Consider the following 15,374-nt stretch of genomic DNA (forward strand, 5'->3'; position numbering starts at 1 on the left):
TTGTTTGTCACGACTGATCTGACCCCATAATTTTATCCATAACTGGACCTACTCTCGGAAGCAAATTCTGGGTAATCTGCCCTGGATCAAGGGCGAAGTCCGGGGTCGCCATGCCTCAGCGACAGACCTGGGTGAGGAGGGCGATACCCGCTTCGATCTCTCTGGTGGTCATGCCGCCGAAACGCTGTTACTGGATTCCAGGTTAGCAAGTTTCTTTTGTGTTGTTGATCCGACATTTAAAGGGCCATCCCAAACTCTGGGATGGCCCTTTAAATTTTGTAATCATTCAACCATATGCGATCAGTCTTTTAACGAAGCCATATCGATGGAGAAGCGGTACTTTACCTCTGACTTGAGCAGGCGTTCGTAGGCTTCGTTGATCTTCTGGATCGGGATCACTTCGACATCTGAAGTGATGTTGTGCGCACCGCAGAAGTCGAGCATTTCCTGGGTCTCCTTGATCCCGCCGATGAGCGAGCCGGAGAGGCTTTTACGCCCGGAGAGCAGGGCGAAGGCCGAGACCGGCAGCGGTGTCTCTGGTGCACCGACCAGGGTGATGTTGCCGTCGAGCCCGAGCATGCCGATGTAGGCATTGATGTCATGTTCGGCGGCGATGGTGTCGAGGATGAAACTGAAACTGCCGGCGTGTTGTTTCATCTCTTCGGCGTTGGTTGAGATTATGACCTCATCAGCGCCGAGGCGCAGCGCATCTTCCTTCTTGCCTGGTGAGGTGGTGAAGACCACGACCTTGGCGCCGAAGGCGTGGGCGAACTTGACCCCCATGTGACCCAGCCCGCCGAGCCCGACCACACCGACTTTTTTCCCCTTGATGTCGCCCCAGCGGCGCATCGGCGACCAGGTGGTGATGCCGGCGCAGAGTAGCGGCGCGACTCCTGCCAGGTCGAGGTTGAGGGGAACACGGAGCACCATCCCTTCGTCGACGACGATGCTCTCGGAGTAGCCGCCGTAGGTGACCGGCGCGGTGCCGTGCTTATCCGGGGAATTGTAGGTGAAGACCGCCCCCGGGCAGAACTGCTCGACGTTGGCCTGGCAACTGGGGCAGCTATGGTCGGAATCGACCAGGCAGCCGACGCCGACCAGATCCCCCGTTTTGTATCTGGAGACTTTGTTGCCGACCTGGGTCACCCGACCGACGATCTCGTGTCCCGGCACGCAGGGGTAGGTTGTCGCCATGATGCTGCTCCACTCGTTGCGCACCGTGTGCAGGTCGGAGTGACAGACGCCGCAGAAGAGAATTTCGATCTGCACATCGCGCTCGGTCGGTTCGCGGCGCTGGATTGTTGCTGAGGCCAGCGCAGCGGTGGCGCTGGCGGCGGAATAAGCTTTTGTCGTTTTCATGCTCTGCTCCTTATGATGTTTCGTTGGTTACAATCCGGTCATTTTTTCGACGGCTTCCGGGTATCGTGCCCCTTCAATCTTAACCTTCTCTGCGGAGTTGTTGATCTCGCGCAGATCATCAGCCGTAAGATTGATAGTCACCGCACCGATGTTCTCGTCCAGTCGGCTCTGTTTGGTTGTTCCCGGAATCGGTACAATCCAGGGTTTCTGGGCCAGCAGCCAGGATAAGGCGATCTGGGCCGGGCTGGCCTTTTTCGCGGCTGAAATTTTTAAGAGCAGTTCGATCAGCTCCTGATTTGCCTTCAGCGCCTCCGGCGCAAAGCGAGGGAGTTTGCTCCTGAAATCGTCGCTGCTGAAGGTCGCGTTCGCTTCGATTTTACCGGTGAGGAACCCCTTGCCGAGCGGGCTGTAGGGGACCAGTCCGATACCGAGCTCTTCAAGAGTCGGGATGATTTCATCTTCCGGCTTGCGCCACCAGAGTGAATATTCGCTCTGCAGTGCCGTAACCGGTTGCACGGCGTGGGCGCGGCGGATGGTCCGTACGCCGGCCTCGGAGAGCCCGAAGTGTTTGACCTTGCCGGCCTGGATCAGCTCTTTTACGGCCCCCGCCACCTCCTCGATCGGCACCTCCGGGTCGACGCGGTGCTGATAGAAAAGGTCGATGTGATCGGTCTTAAGCCGTTTGAGCGAAGCTTCGGCCACCACCTTGATATGCTCAGGACGACTGTTCAACGCCGATTCCCCCGGCTTGGGGTTGCGCGGGTCGATGTTGGTGTTGAAGCCGAACTTGGTGGCGATCACCACCTTGTTGCGCAGCGGCGCCAGCGCTTCGCCGACCAGCTCCTCGTTGATGAAAGGACCATAGACCTCGGCGGTGTCGAAAAAGGTCAGGCCGCGCTCTACCGCAGTCCTGATCAGCGCGATCATCTCCTGTTTATCTCTGGGAGAACCATAGCCAAAGCTCATCCCCATGCAGCCCAAACCGAGTGCCGAGACCTCGAGGCCGCTATTGCCTAATTTACGTTTTTGCATCGTTTCTCTCCTTTAAACTGTTCCAAGTGTTCTTGTTGATGAGTATAACCTACTCCCGAAAGAGCGCAGGCCGATAGACCGATCCTGTTTGATTATTGCCTGATCGTGCGAAGGATTGGATGACCGGTTCGCGACACAGAGTGGAATTGGACGTGAAGCGGGCAAATAAAACCATCATGAAATTAATAGTCGAACGACAGAGCCAGGAGTTGCAGCAGGGAAGTTGCGCTAAAAATTCAGGCACTAATATTGCCTGATAGGCCGAATATCCCGCCTAGCCTTCAGCTCGGCAGTATTTGCAGGAAGACGAGAGGTTCCACCCTGACGATGAGACTGTCAAAGGTGGACGTTGTGTTGTTTTTGAATTCCAAATGGGGAAAATGGCCCGTAATTCCAGGTCGCAAAATTTTGACTATTTGCTAGACACCTCAACTCCCCGCAGCACAAGTTTCCGGCACCAGGTTATCCCCTCGCGCTGCGTCAAGACAGGCAACCTCCCGCAATTACAAACAAATGATCCCCCGCACTCTTGGCACAGGATATGAAGTGTACTGTGCAGAGCAAACAACATAGCTGGTAGGCAATGGCGCCTATCCAAGGAGGTATCCCTTTCCCTTTTTGAGGGCGTTTACGAGTACACCTCCGGTAACAAGTGCGCTATGCTTTCTCCCATGCTGAAATTCCGTCTGACAACTCTTTTCGCCCTGCTGCCTCTCCTGTTGCTGTTTGCCAGCTGCGACGCGAAGCCGACGATCCGTCCGCTGGCGCCCGGCGCGACGATTCTTGCCTTTGGCGACAGTCTGACGCATGGCAACGGGGCAAGTGCCGGTCAGAGCTATCCGGCGCTGCTGGCAGAGTTGCTCGGGGTCCGAGTGGTCAATGCCGGGGTTCCGGGAGAAGTCTCGAGCGCCGGGCGCCAACGGTTGCCCGGGGTGCTGGAGAAGGTGCAGCCACAGCTGGTTATCCTGATTCACGGCGGCAACGATTTTTTGCAGCGACTTGACGTTATGCAGGCGAAGCAGAACCTGCGGGCGATGATCGAAATATGCCGGCAGCAGGGCGCCGACGTAGTACTCGCCGGGGTCCCGCAGCTCGGCCTGTTCCTTTCGCCAGCTCCCTTTTATGCAGAACTCGCCGAAGAGTACCGCCTCCCTTATCTTGAGGACACCCTAAGCGACATTCTTAAAGACAGAAGTTTGAAGAGCGATGCCGTCCATCCTAACGCAGCCGGATACCGGCAACTCGCCGAGGCGCTCGCGAAGCTGATTCGTGACGCCGAACGGCACTAACCGGCCGCTCCGAAAAGCATAGAAAGAGATTCTGGAATTTCCTGTTCTCTGTGGTTCAAACCCAGGAATAGGGGAATTGTAACTTCATAACTGTCCATGGAGTCTTCGGGGACGTTCTTGACAGAACGACAGGCCGGCAGGTAGTTGCAGCGCTGCGGCTGTTTAAGCGTTAATCCTTTTGTCAGGAAGGTCCCCCAGTTGGTCTACGGTGCAGGCTACAAATATCAACTGACGGACTGCTAGCGAGCTCTCACTGGTTCAGGCCAGCCATCCGCAGAACATTTGTCTTGAGAGTGGGAAAAAAGGGACAGGCTACTTTTTTGATACGTAGCCTGTCCCTTTTTTATGTCTTAAATGCCTTTGATGTCTCTAAAAGTGGCCGTCGAAGACCAGATAGCGGCTATTTGCGTCGTCACCGACGATGAGCTGGGTGCCGCCCAGATGGAGCCCGGTAGGATAATTCATGATCGCTTGGGTTGTTCCGCCGGCACGGGAGACAAAATCGGTCTGGCCCAGTACCCCGTCGGCGGCCTGACCGTTCACAGTCGGCCAACTGTTCCAGATCAGTACACGATTATTGCCGGAGTCCGTCACGAACAACTGGTTACCGTTGACGGTGACGCCGTCCACGGGGTCATTCGTCGTGCTGGCGGTTGGGACGGCTACTTGACCCTGATTGGCGGCCACGCTGGTGAAATCCTGCTGGCCGAGGACCAGGTCGGCCGGCTGTGCGTTGCTGGTGGGGAAGGCGTTCCAGATCAGGACGCGGTTATTGTATTCATCCAGCACCACCAGCCGTGTCCCGTCGGTCCAGGCGCCTGCGGGGTAGTTCAGTGTGCTGGCGGAAGGGGAACCACCGGCGTTTATGCCGGCGCCGCTGAAGTCGGACTGGCCGAGGACCAGGTCGGGGGCCGTGTCGCTGGTGGGGATGGTGTTCCAGATCAGGACGCGGTTGTTGCTGGAATCCGTCACCACCAGTTTGCCGCCACCGACCGCCAGGCTCTCCGGGCTACTCATGCTGCCGACCGTGTTGGCGGTGAGGTAAAAGTCTGGCGTCTGCGGTGTAACGGCGCTCGGGGCGCTGGTAGCCGCGGTGGGGACAGTATTGTAGACGGCGATCCTATTGTCACCGTACACAGTGACGTAGAGGGCCCCGTTGTAGTCGGCGACCGTCTGGGCGCTTGACAGGGAGCCGACCGAGGTGAAGTCGGGTGCGCCCAGCACAAAGTCGGCATTGGCGCCGTCGCTGGAGGGGATGGCGTTGAAGCCGAGCACGCGGGAATTTCCGAAATCCCCTAGGTAGAGAGCACCGTTAACCATATCCGGGTTGCCATAAACTCCGCCGATGAGACTCTGCGTACGCCCTATTGAGTTACTGGTAAAGTCGGGCTGGCCGATGACCACCGAAGCCGCCTGGCCGTCGGTGAAGATCACCGGGGCAGCCACGGGGGCAGCGATGAAACTGGCGGTGACGGTACAGTCGGCGGTGATGGCGCCAGTGGTGTAGGTTGAACCGGAGAGGGAGCCACCGCAACCGCTGACGGTATCGATGTTGTAGCCGGTATCCGGCGTCACCGTGAAGCTGGTGGTCTGGTTCGCCGTGACCGTGGCGCTGGTCGGACTGATGCTGCCGCTCGTCCCGGCGCTGGTGCTGACCGTATAAGATGGCATGGTCGAACCGCCACCGCCACCGCCACAACCGGTGAGCATTCCGAAAACGATTAAAATCAGTGCTGCGTTGATGGTTTGTCGCAAGGGGACCTCCATATATTTTTCAGATTGATGCTAAGTGGTAAGGGCAAAAGAGTAGCTGGTTCCAAAGGTTTAGTTGTGCGTAGTGGCTGTAATGGGACGAGAATAGTCAGGGTTCAAGATACGTAAATTTAATTTAAAGTCAACCCAATAGGTTCCCTGAGGGTGATTGCTTGTCGCGGCAAACAGCTCAGGTTCGGTATTAATGAAAGGGACCCTGGTATTCGGTGGGGAGATAAAGCAATCAAGCAACAACGTCCCCTGGGATTTCCCTGGGATTTCTCCTATTTATGTTTCAGCGCCAGTCAGAGATTGATGAATGAAAGCTGAGTGATTATTTGTTTCCTTTCTCAGGTGATTCCCGGTAAAAGATTGGCCTATGAAAAAATCTCGTACATTTTTGCTGCTTGTTCTGCTCTCCGCTTTTCCTCCGTTATCGACCGATATGTATTTGCCGGCGATCCCCCTGCTGCAAAAAGACTGGCATCAGCCGCTGTCGGTGGTCAATTTGACCCTTATCGGATTCTTTATCAGCTACTGCGTGTTTCTGCTGATCTACGGGCCTTTGTCTGATCGTTTCGGACGCAAACCGCCGCTGCTCGTCGGTATCACGCTGTTCATCTTCGCGTCCCTGCTCTGTGCACTGTCAGGGAATGTTACCAGCCTGATTCTCTCCCGTGTGCTGCAAGCGGCGGGTGCGGCGGCGGCCGCAACGCTCAGTTTGGCCATGACCAAGGATATCTATGTCAGTGAAGAGCGGGTGCGGATTCTCGCCTGGATGGGCGTTATCATGGCCCTTGCGCCGGCAATTGCCCCGATTATTGGCGGCTGGTTGCTCGTCTGGTTCTCCTGGCATTGGATTTTCGTTTTTCAGGCCAGCGTCGCGACGATTGCCCTGATTGGGGTCTTCAGGATGCAGGAGACACTTCACGAAAAGTCACCGTCCGGTGCCTTGGAGACAGTGAAAATATATCTATCCCTGTTTCAGAATCGACGCTATCTGGCTTATGCCCTGATGGTCAGCTTGACCGTGATGCCTCTTTTCGCCTTCATTGCCGGGTCGGCAGACATCTACATCACCCGATTCGGTTTGTCTGAACAGATCTTCGGCTATCTTTTTGCGATCAACGCCCTGGGTTTTATGGCGGGCTCCTTTCTTTGCACGCGTCTGCTCCACCGCCTCACGTCAGGGAGGGTGATGACGCTGGGCTTTATCGGCATTCTCCTTGGCGGGATCCTTATGCTCCTCAAACTTTTTCCCGCCCCCTGGTCTTTAACCGTCCCGATGACCCTGGTTACTTTTTCTCTGGGTTTGAGTCGCCCGCCCAGCAACAATCTGGTGCTGGAGCAGGTGAGCCGTAACGCCGGAGCAGCGTCTTCACTGCTGGTCTTCTTGTACTTTGGGATGGGCGCCGTCTCCATGTGGGTCATCTCGAACGATTGGACCGATAAAATCCAGATTATCGGAATTCTGTCGACCGCTGTTGGTGTAACTGCTCTCAGTTTGTGGTCATTTTTAGCCCACAGGCCATCAACTGGTTGATGCGGCTACCGGTACACTTCATCATGGCTGCCGATGTCGAGCAGGATAATCTCATTTTCGGTCAGCAGCAGGGTCAGGGTTATGCGGTAGGAATAGGTCAGTCTGACGGCATGGCATCCGGAAAGCTTGCCGGTGAGCGGATGAAGGCCGAGGCCCGGCTGAAAGGGGTCCTGTTGCAGGGCGCTGACCGTTGCCGCAAAGCGCGGTTTAAGATCAGGGTGTTTCCTGAAAAACTTGCGTGCCTGGCGGAGAAAGATTTCCGAGGTGGTAATACTGAACACGCTCAGTCGCCGTCGTGATCAAGCGTCTGCAGCAGTTCATCGGCAGAAGCAAATTGGCGTACCCGACCCGCCTTCACATCTTCAAGCGATGCCTTGACCCGCGCCATGTACGCCTCCTCGGCCTCGGCCACCAGTTCCTGGTAACGCGCCTCGGTTAGCACTACGTACTCGGGTCGATTGTTACGGATAACATGCACGTCACCCTGCGAGATCAACCCGTCAACCGCGGCAATGCCGCGCCGCTTAATTTCCTGAGCTGGGATGGTATTCATATGCGTACTCCTTTCGATACCTTTTTCAGTACCTGATAGTGTGCCACGGGTCATGTTTGGCAACAAGAAAATTCTTGCAGAGACTGACCTCCTTTTGAATATGATAAGACCTCATCAGAAGGAATAAGGATATTTTCGGGTATGTTTACGGGTAATTCCAATTATGGATTTAATCGGCCGACTTTCCCTATCCTCACCACACTGCTGCTTATGCAAAGCGGCTATCGCCATGTTCCGTACAGTTCACTGGAGCGGATTGTGGAGCAAAACAAGGATGGTTATTACCGGGCGTTACGAGCATCACAGAACCAGATCTGGAGCGAAGGGGAAAACCTGGATGACTGGATGCGCTTCTTTCTGACCAGCCTGAAAAAGCAGAAAGACGTCCTGCTCGGCAAGATCGAACGTGAGCAGTTACTGAAGAAGCTGGCACCGCTGGCCGAAAAGATACTGGCCATGACCAGGGAGCGGGGCCGGGTCACCATTGCCGATGCGGTCACGCTTCTGGCCGCCAATCGCAATACCGTTAAGCTGGTATCTGGTGTCAATGGGGGACGTTGTTGCTTGATTGCTTTATCTCGCCGCGCCGGTCTCGTCCCAAGCCCCGACAACTTGGTCTTGATATGCCCTACCTAAAAGGGAAATGGGGACACTTCCCTATTCCCCAATCTCCAGATCATCACTCAATCGAAAACGGATTAAGAAACTGCCGTCCCCACAGATAGTTTTTATCAACCGGGCTAAGCTCAGCTTCTTCGCAGACCCTCTCCCAATTGTCGCGAATGGCTGACTCAATTCGCTCAATCGCATCGACCGCAGCCTGACGGGAAAGCAAGAAGTGGTGCGCGGCCGCAAGGCAGGTTTTAATCTGACTGAACCGGTTTGCGCCGGTTATGAGCATGGCCTGGGTTGCTTCATTGCCGGTACGACCTTGCGGGCAAATATCATAGGCCGGTGTTAAGGTCAGCTCTTTCCCATCCCAAAAAGCGGCGTGATTGCGGGCGTGATCATCGGTATTGCCACACAGGATATTAAAAACCAGCCGACCATAAAGCTCTTTAAGGGTTTCTCCCGGTTGGGTAAAGCGATGCCGAATGATTTCGGCAAGGTCTTCGTAGCTGGCATAACGTGCCATCATCTCGCTGAGGCCAAACAGGGTCAGGGCGGAAACCATCGATTTCCGAGCCCATCCGGCTTCGAGCGCTATCCGGTCGAAGCGCTCAATCAGCAAAATATCCTTTCCAGCCGCCTTGAACAGCTTGACGGGAGCGGTATTCAATCCGGCAAGGGAAGCCAGGCGCATGGCAAGGTATTCGGCTTTGACGACACTGTAGAGATCGCTGCTGGACGAAAATTTAGCAATGTACTTGGTGCCCCGATCTTCTACCTGGGCTTTGGGGCGGGCACCACCAATCGAGCTGCCATGGAAGAGCGCCTGATCCAGCTCGGCGCTTAACGGCACCCCTTGTTCAACCCGTGCGGCCGATTCCTGCAATTCTTCCAGGCTGGCATTATTTGGAACTCTGGGGACAAATTCTGTGGGGGAGCGTTGAAAATCAAGCGCACCAATCCGATCGGACCCCGATTCCAGCAGATAGGTGAGCTCGTCCAGACTGCCGGTATCCGCATTCCGACCTTTCAGCCCGAATTGCTTGTTGATGATAACGCGTCGTCCCCAGGCATCGGGCGCGGCATCCCGAATACAGTTTGGTATCTCCAGGCCGTTGAGTAAGGGTAAAATCCCGGCTTGCAGAGGTAATTCCGGAGCATAAATCGGAATGGCGGGATTTAGGTCGTTAATCCGATCAAGATAACTTTTGCCATAGTTAAAATGGATTGTGCCGTTATTCGCTTCAAGCTTACCGGCGACCACCGGTTGCATTTCTCCGGGGAGCCATATCCAGACAAAAGCTGCTTTATTTTGCGGGTTAGAAGTCATCATCCACCGCCCTGGTTTTGTTGCTGATCCGTTTAGGGAGAAGAGCAATTTTGCTTTGTGTCAGTTCGATGCTGGTTGCAAGTGCCCGGCTGTTCTGCTCAAACAGGGGGACGCCAACCAGTGCGGCGACTTCAAGGACCAGCCCGATGGACGGAGACATTTCACCGGCCTCGATCTTCTGGAGTGTCGCTCTGGAGATACCGGCTCTTTCTGCAAGGCTCTGCTCAGACCAGTGGCGCTCTTTGCGCCCGAGCTTGATCTGCTGACCGAGCAATAAGGCGGCTTCTTTTGCGTATTTTGAATATGTCCGTTGTTTCATTATCGCCAATCCAAACATGAAACGACCAAAATAATAGTCATTAATATACTTAATGGCCACTATATTGGTCATTTAGCTAATTTTCAAGAAATAATTGGTGATTGGCTAAAATAATAGGCACAAGAGGTCCAAATGACCAGGATGTTGGTCATTTGGTAGAGGTTGTACCGGGATAAAAAGAGATAGATCTATTTTATTGCTCGCTTGCGGGTACTCTCAAGGATGTCAGGCAAACTCCCCTTGGTCTGCAGATCGACAATCCAGCCGGTGCCGAAAGGAATGTCGCCGGGATCGGTGCGGACCCGATACTCGACCAAGGTCTTATCCCCAGGCAGAGGGGTCAGCCGCCAATAACCGCTCGTGTCGCGGATGGTCTCCGCTGCTGACAGTTCCGGCCAGGGAATCAGTTGCCAGCCGATTTCGGCTTTATCCGCCGCGATCTGGTAAGTCATCTTCAGCCGGTAGCGTTTCTTTACCCCCATCGGCAGTCCCAGATAATAATCGAGACGTGCCACCTGTTGATCCGCGCCGCGGACAACCACCTTCTCAACGTTCGGCATAAAGTCTGGATAGGCCGAAAAATCGATCAAAACTTTGTAGATTTTGGCGAGCGGGGCGGCGATGACGGCATGGGCGAGGAAGGTTTGGTAACCCTTAACCTCCTCCGGAACCTCCTTGACCAGGATCGTCCCCCCTTGCAGGGTCTGGAGTTCATCCGGGGTGACCGTTGCGGCAAAAGCTGCCGGGGTGAGCAGGGCGAAAAAGAGCAGGAAGAGGAGCAGAGACGATTTCATCACAAACCTTTCAGCAGGGCATGCGTAAGGCAGCGCAGACGTCTTCACCCTACTCCAGATCCCCGCAAATCGTCTATACGATCACCGGTCTTTAGATCCTGAAGTGCATGGGGGCCACTGTTATCTCTTTACCTACCAGGAGACTATCGGACAAAGCTTTTTGATGGGCCATATTCTTGCCCTTCCCAGCAGTTATTATTCAGAATTGAGCATCCCGTAATAGTCGTTTCACCCCGCAGGTTAACATCAGATTCCTTCAGCCCTCTGCAGAACCGGCGTTGGTATTATTTCGCGCCAGGTCTACTCTATTTGGCCGGCACATGGTTGGTGGTCACATCGGCAATCAAGCGGTCTTTTTTGCCGTAGATGATGGTTCGCACGACATTGACCTTTTTTCCCTTCTTGACGTAGGTCGCGACGGCTTTGAATGTTCCCTCCTTCTGGTTGCTGACAAAGTTCGCGTTCAGGGTAATGGCAAGCGGGAATCCCGCCATGCCTTCGGTGGGACGGGAGGATGGTCCCATGACCAATAGAGTGGCGGTGATATCCGCAAACCACAGGATTGCACCGGCATTGACCACGCCATAGGGATTTAGTACCCCGGCCAGAATCGGCATTTCTGAAATGACCTGCTCGGGGGTTTGCTCCACGACCTCGAATGCGATTTTCCCTTCAATTTTCATCCGTATTTCTCCGTCTTTCGTAGGGTAATTGTCTGGTTAATGCCCATGAGGCTGGCACGAGCCTGTCGTGCCGGTCAAAATCATGGCAGATGCGATGCCGGTATGCACCTTCCACCAACATGTTTAAACTCCGGAATGAGCAAGCGCATGGAAATGAGGCTGCCGATCCCGCAAATTGCAATCACCCAGCCCATCGGCCAGGGCGTACCGTTGAATTTGTCCCTGGTGAATTTTTCGCCGCTGGGAAAAATAACACTCTTGCTCAGGTTGTTGGCATTCATACCTTATCTCCCTGATCCCTCCTTAATGACCCTGTTAGACTACGCAGGAAAGGCTGAGGGCGGGTAGTCCGATCCTGCCAGATTCTTGCCTGATCTTCTGATTTACTGGATTGGGGTTGTAACCCAAAGCCGGGATGGTTAGTATTGAATTGTAAAAATCGACGCGAAAATAGGACCTTATGGAAGAAAATCAAAATGCCCGTACCGAATTTGCGATAAAGGAGCTGGGTAAGAGAATTGCCCGAAGGACCGAGCAGGGGGAGTTGCACACCTCGGCCGTTCCGGGCTTGTCGCTGTTCCGTCGTGATGAGCCGACTGAGCCCATGACCGGCATGTACCTGCCGAGCATCTGTCTGGTCGCCCAGGGGGCCAAGCGTGTCCTGCTTGGCGATGATACCTACGTGTACGACTCACAACATTACCTGATCACCTCCCTGCATCTGCCGACGGTGGTGCAGATTGTCGACGCGAGTCCGGGGAAACCTTACCTGGGGCTCAGGCTGACTTTTGATCTGCGTGAGATTGCCCAGCTCATGGCCGACAGCCACCTCCCGCCGCCGCGCACCCAGCAGTCGAGCCGCGGTATGGCGACCGGTAAAGTGACGCTGCCGCTGGTGAATGCCTTTCTGCGTTTGATCGACCTGCTTGGCGAAGAAGAGGACATTCCAATCCTCGCGCCTATTATCCAGCGCGAAATTATCTACCGGCTGCTGACGGGCGATCAGGGCACGCGTCTGCGCCAGATTGCGGCGACGGGGAGTCAGAGCCATCAGATCGCCAAGGCTCTCGACTGGCTGAAGGGGAACTTTACCCAGTCTCTGCGTATCGATGATCTTGCGGCACAGGCGCGTATGAGCACCTCAACCTTCCATCATCACTTCCGTGCCATGACCGCCTTAAGTCCTCTGCAGTACCAGAAGCAGCTGCGCCTGCAGGAAGCCCGACGCCTGATGCTGGCGGACCACCTGGACGCGGCTACCGCAGCGTTTCAGGTGGGCTACGAAAGCCCGTCCCAGTTCAGCCGTGAATACGGCCGCCTGTTCGGTGCGCCACCCGTACGGGATGTCACAAGTTTGCGCCAGCTGGCGGTCAGCACCACCGGGGAATAGAGGCTTATTGCGGTGAGGGGAGCAATGGCCCCTTGGCGGCGGCGCAGATTTCTGTATAATCCCTCTCCATGATAACACTCATTATTTTTCTCTACCTGGCCGTTCTCGCCTGCAGCTGCTGGCTGCACTTGCTCAATAACCGCCATCTCCACCAGCATGGTCAGCGGGTCCCGGCGGAGTTCGAAGGGGCGATCGATCCCGAAGTTCTGGCCAAATCCTCGGCGTATACCCTGGTCAAAGGGCGGGTCACGCTGGTGCAGACCCTCTTTGACAGTGGGCTGACGCTGCTCTTCGTCTATGGTGGCCTGCTGGTCTGGTACGACGGCTGGCTGGCCGCTTATACGCTGAGTTTCATCTCGGCCGGACTTATCTTCTTCGTGGTTTTGAGTCTGGCGAAGATGCTGCTCGATCTCCCCTTCGACCTCTATAACCATTTCAAGGTCGAAAGCCGCTTCGGCTTCAACCGGATGAGTTTTAAACTCTGGTGTGTCGATCTGTTGAAATCGTTGCTGCTATCCACGCTGTTCTTTATTTTGCTCGGCTCGGCCGCGTTCTGGCTGATTCAAGCGGCTCCGGCCAGCTGGTGGTTGTGGGTCTGGGGGTTGGTGGTCGGCTTCAGCCTGTTGATGATGGTTATCTCCCCATACGTGATTGAACCGCTCTTTTTCAAGTTCGAGCCGCTTAAGGTTGAGGGGCTTGAAGAGAATATCCGTGAGATGATGGGCAAGGCGGGCCTGTCGGTGAGCAAGGTGCTGCAAGTCGATGCGTCAAAGCGCAGCGGCCATTCCAACGCCTACTTCACCGGCATCGGCAAGCAGAAGCGCGTGGTGCTCTTCGACACCCTGTTGGCGCAACTGTCGCCGCCGGAGATCCTGGCGGTGCTGGCTCACGAGCTGGGACACATGAAGAAGAAGCATATTCTGAAACGGATGCTCCTGATGGCCGGGATCGCGCTCTTTTACTGCTGGCTGGCGCATGCCCTCATCGATTGGCCGGCACTCCCCCTGCTGGTTGGAATCTCTTCTGCCAGTTTCTACGCGCGGCTGGTGATCCTTTTCTTCCTCTCCGGGATTCTGACCTTTCCCCTGACGCCGCTCTTCAGCAGTCTGTCTCGCCGCGATGAGTACGCAGCCGATCGCTTTGCCTGCGCGCTGCACGGCAATTCCGAAGATCTGGCGACGGCCCTGATCAAGATGAGCAAGGAAAATCTCGCAAACCTGTATCCCCATCCCAGCTACGCGCGTTTCTACTATTCGCACCCGCCGGTGGTGGAGCGGGTGCGAAGTTTGCGGAGCAGGGATAAGGGATGAGCAAACTTCGCACCTTCTTTCATCTCATGGAGCGTCTGCCTGAAATTTTCAGGTTCTGTCCATTCTGCACTGTTTAATGCTTCCCACTTTGTGGAAAGCAGCTTTGCGATCAGCGGATCTCCTTGCTTCTCCTCGCTCATGGCTGCCGACCAGCTAATCGATAGTTCCCCTCCTTAAGGATTATGGCCAGGATATGGTCACCGGGTTTGAAACACTTCGGGCGTAATTACTTGTGCCGCTGTAGATTCGGGTTTGCATCTGCCAGCTCACGGTTGTGGCTGATGTGAGTTGGCCCGTTAGACCGATCTGCTGAACCAGGCTGGCGGACAGTGTGACCTGGGAGACTCCCGGCAAGACCCGACCATAAAAGATGGCATTGCCACTGGCATCGGAGAAGTAGACCCGATATTGATCGAAGGTATCAGCAGGCTCTGCCCAGGACAGGGTAAGACTGCCGTCAAGATTCCATTGGGAGGCCATACTTGTCGCCGTGACAGGGATGAGTGAGGTCTGGCCTGGAAAATTTACAGTGTAATTAAAAGGTGAACCTGTCGCGGGCTGAACGGTAAATGTCCATGTTCCGGGAGTAATACTCAGGTGATTGGACAGGTCGAAAATATAACCGGAGTCACCACTTGTCGCTATCGATTCGAATTGGGTGGTTGCTCCGTTCCATGCGGCAATCGTATAGGTCGCTGAGTAGAATTGCGCAGGGGTTACTGGAAAAATCTGCGTTGTATTCGGGTCGAAAAGCTCAACACTCTGAATGTCCGTTGCCTGGATCATCTGCCCGTTATTTCGCAAATCGATAAACGCGCGATGCTGGTCTGCGGTGGGATCTTCAAAGGTTCGGTATTGCAGGTACGTTACAGTGGTCGCCGAAATGCTTGATAGATTCGGTGAGGATGTGAGGGTGTAGGCTCCGGTTGTTGCGGGATCGAAAGAGCTGACAGCGATCACGTAAGTCCCTGCGGCCAGAGCCGGTAAAACAAGCTGCGTGTCCCTGGTCACCGGGTCGATGTTGATATCCGCACTAATGAGATGATTGATCCAGTTGTTCATATTGGGCTCATTGAGTGCGCTTCCCTGCAGGAGAACCAGCACAGTATCAAAGGCTGATGAATCCAAATGGATAAGCAGGTCGGTCGTGCTGGGAATTGTGAGTTTATAGAGATCGAAGTAATAGCCATCTGCATCTGAAATATCACTCGTAGCCAGAGAGCCAAAGACCGTTGCATCTGAAGAAATCGGTGTTGATGGCCATACAAAATCACCCCCGCCGCCGCCACCACAACCAAAGAGAGAAAAAATAGTTAGCAAGAATATCCATCGTAACCTTTTCAAAAATTTCGACATTTTCATGGTGTCCCCTTTCGGATCGGCTAGGTTGAATATCTGTTGCGGGTGGAAG

At 54.9% G+C, this 15,374-nt stretch carries 16 protein-coding genes; 5 read left to right on the forward strand and 11 right to left on the reverse strand.

Translation table 11 applies throughout. The annotated features are described in order from the left end of the window. Nucleotides 1-300: 300 nt before the first annotated feature. Both D888_RS0101790 and D888_RS0101795 read right to left on the reverse strand, forming a co-directional pair. Nucleotides 301-1,359 carry an NAD(P)-dependent alcohol dehydrogenase gene (locus D888_RS0101790; protein WP_020674809.1) on the reverse strand — a complete coding sequence of 353 codons (1,059 nt, stop codon included), beginning with the start codon at nucleotides 1,357-1,359 and terminating at the stop codon, nucleotides 301-303. A gap of 27 nt (nucleotides 1,360-1,386) precedes the next feature. Further along, a complete protein-coding gene (locus D888_RS0101795) occupies nucleotides 1,387-2,391 on the reverse strand; it encodes an aldo/keto reductase (RefSeq protein WP_020674810.1) in 1,005 nt (334 codons plus the stop codon). Nucleotides 2,392-3,062: 671 nt separating this feature from the next. Between D888_RS0101795 and D888_RS0101800 the strand changes: the two genes are divergently transcribed. Continuing rightward, nucleotides 3,063-3,680, forward strand: a complete 618-nt coding sequence (locus tag D888_RS0101800) for an arylesterase (RefSeq protein WP_033423323.1) — start codon at nucleotides 3,063-3,065, stop codon at nucleotides 3,678-3,680. A 369-nt stretch (nucleotides 3,681-4,049) separates the two neighbouring features. Here D888_RS0101800 and D888_RS20415 read toward each other — a convergent pair whose 3' ends face one another. Continuing rightward, nucleotides 4,050-5,435: an InlB B-repeat-containing protein gene (locus tag D888_RS20415; RefSeq protein WP_020674812.1), complete on the reverse strand. Its 1,386-nt coding sequence runs from the start codon at nucleotides 5,433-5,435 to the stop codon at nucleotides 4,050-4,052. A gap of 376 nt (nucleotides 5,436-5,811) precedes the next feature. Here D888_RS20415 and D888_RS0101810 point away from each other — a divergent pair, with 376 nt between their 5' ends. Then, a complete protein-coding gene (locus tag D888_RS0101810; protein ID WP_020674813.1) occupies nucleotides 5,812-6,975 on the forward strand; it encodes a multidrug effflux MFS transporter in 1,164 nt (387 codons plus the stop codon). A gap of 5 nt (nucleotides 6,976-6,980) precedes the next feature. Here D888_RS0101810 and D888_RS0101815 read toward each other — a convergent pair whose 3' ends face one another. Both D888_RS0101815 and D888_RS0101820 read right to left on the reverse strand, forming a co-directional pair. After that, complete coding sequence (locus tag D888_RS0101815; protein ID WP_020674814.1) at nucleotides 6,981-7,256, reverse strand: type II toxin-antitoxin system RelE/ParE family toxin; 276 nt, start codon at nucleotides 7,254-7,256, stop codon at nucleotides 6,981-6,983. Between the two features lie 2 nt (nucleotides 7,257-7,258). Further along, entirely contained in the window at nucleotides 7,259-7,528 is a 270-nt protein-coding gene (locus D888_RS0101820; RefSeq protein ID WP_020674815.1) for a hypothetical protein, read from the reverse strand. Nucleotides 7,529-7,669: 141 nt separating this feature from the next. On the opposite strand from D888_RS0101820, the gene D888_RS0101825 reads away from it, so the two are divergent. Next, nucleotides 7,670-8,164, forward strand: coding sequence for a Fic family protein (locus D888_RS0101825; RefSeq protein ID WP_026362170.1), 495 nt, complete (start codon nucleotides 7,670-7,672; stop codon nucleotides 8,162-8,164). A gap of 43 nt (nucleotides 8,165-8,207) precedes the next feature. Here D888_RS0101825 and D888_RS0101830 read toward each other — a convergent pair whose 3' ends face one another. The 5 genes from D888_RS0101830 to D888_RS0101850 all read right to left on the reverse strand — a co-directional run bounded on the left by D888_RS0101830 (nucleotide 8,208) and on the right by D888_RS0101850 (nucleotide 11,544). Then, nucleotides 8,208-9,467, reverse strand: a complete 1,260-nt coding sequence (locus D888_RS0101830; protein WP_020674816.1) for a HipA domain-containing protein — start codon at nucleotides 9,465-9,467, stop codon at nucleotides 8,208-8,210. Next, a complete protein-coding gene (locus D888_RS0101835) occupies nucleotides 9,457-9,786 on the reverse strand; it encodes a helix-turn-helix transcriptional regulator (RefSeq protein ID WP_033423325.1) in 330 nt (109 codons plus the stop codon). Before D888_RS0101835 ends, D888_RS0101830 begins: the two co-directional genes overlap by 11 nt. A gap of 188 nt (nucleotides 9,787-9,974) precedes the next feature. After that, nucleotides 9,975-10,580, reverse strand: coding sequence for an SRPBCC family protein (locus D888_RS0101840; protein WP_020674818.1), 606 nt, complete (start codon nucleotides 10,578-10,580; stop codon nucleotides 9,975-9,977). Nucleotides 10,581-10,885: 305 nt separating this feature from the next. After that, entirely contained in the window at nucleotides 10,886-11,263 is a 378-nt protein-coding gene (locus D888_RS0101845) for a PaaI family thioesterase (RefSeq protein WP_020674819.1), read from the reverse strand. A gap of 80 nt (nucleotides 11,264-11,343) precedes the next feature. Next, nucleotides 11,344-11,544, reverse strand: a complete 201-nt coding sequence (locus tag D888_RS0101850; RefSeq protein WP_020674820.1) for a hypothetical protein — start codon at nucleotides 11,542-11,544, stop codon at nucleotides 11,344-11,346. Between the two features lie 179 nt (nucleotides 11,545-11,723). Here D888_RS0101850 and D888_RS0101855 point away from each other — a divergent pair, with 179 nt between their 5' ends. Continuing rightward, nucleotides 11,724-12,653, forward strand: coding sequence for an AraC family transcriptional regulator (locus D888_RS0101855; protein ID WP_020674821.1), 930 nt, complete (start codon nucleotides 11,724-11,726; stop codon nucleotides 12,651-12,653). Nucleotides 12,654-12,721: 68 nt separating this feature from the next. Next, nucleotides 12,722-13,963, forward strand: a complete 1,242-nt coding sequence (locus tag D888_RS0101860) for a M48 family metallopeptidase (protein WP_020674822.1) — start codon at nucleotides 12,722-12,724, stop codon at nucleotides 13,961-13,963. A gap of 180 nt (nucleotides 13,964-14,143) precedes the next feature. On the opposite strand, the gene D888_RS0101865 is transcribed toward D888_RS0101860, so the two are convergent. Beyond that, nucleotides 14,144-15,325, reverse strand: coding sequence for a hypothetical protein (locus D888_RS0101865; protein ID WP_020674823.1), 1,182 nt, complete (start codon nucleotides 15,323-15,325; stop codon nucleotides 14,144-14,146). Nucleotides 15,326-15,374 lie beyond the last annotated feature (49 nt).

It is taken from the genome of Geopsychrobacter electrodiphilus DSM 16401 (assembly GCF_000384395.1).
Taxonomy (GTDB): domain Bacteria; phylum Desulfobacterota; class Desulfuromonadia; order Desulfuromonadales; family Geopsychrobacteraceae; genus Geopsychrobacter; species Geopsychrobacter electrodiphilus.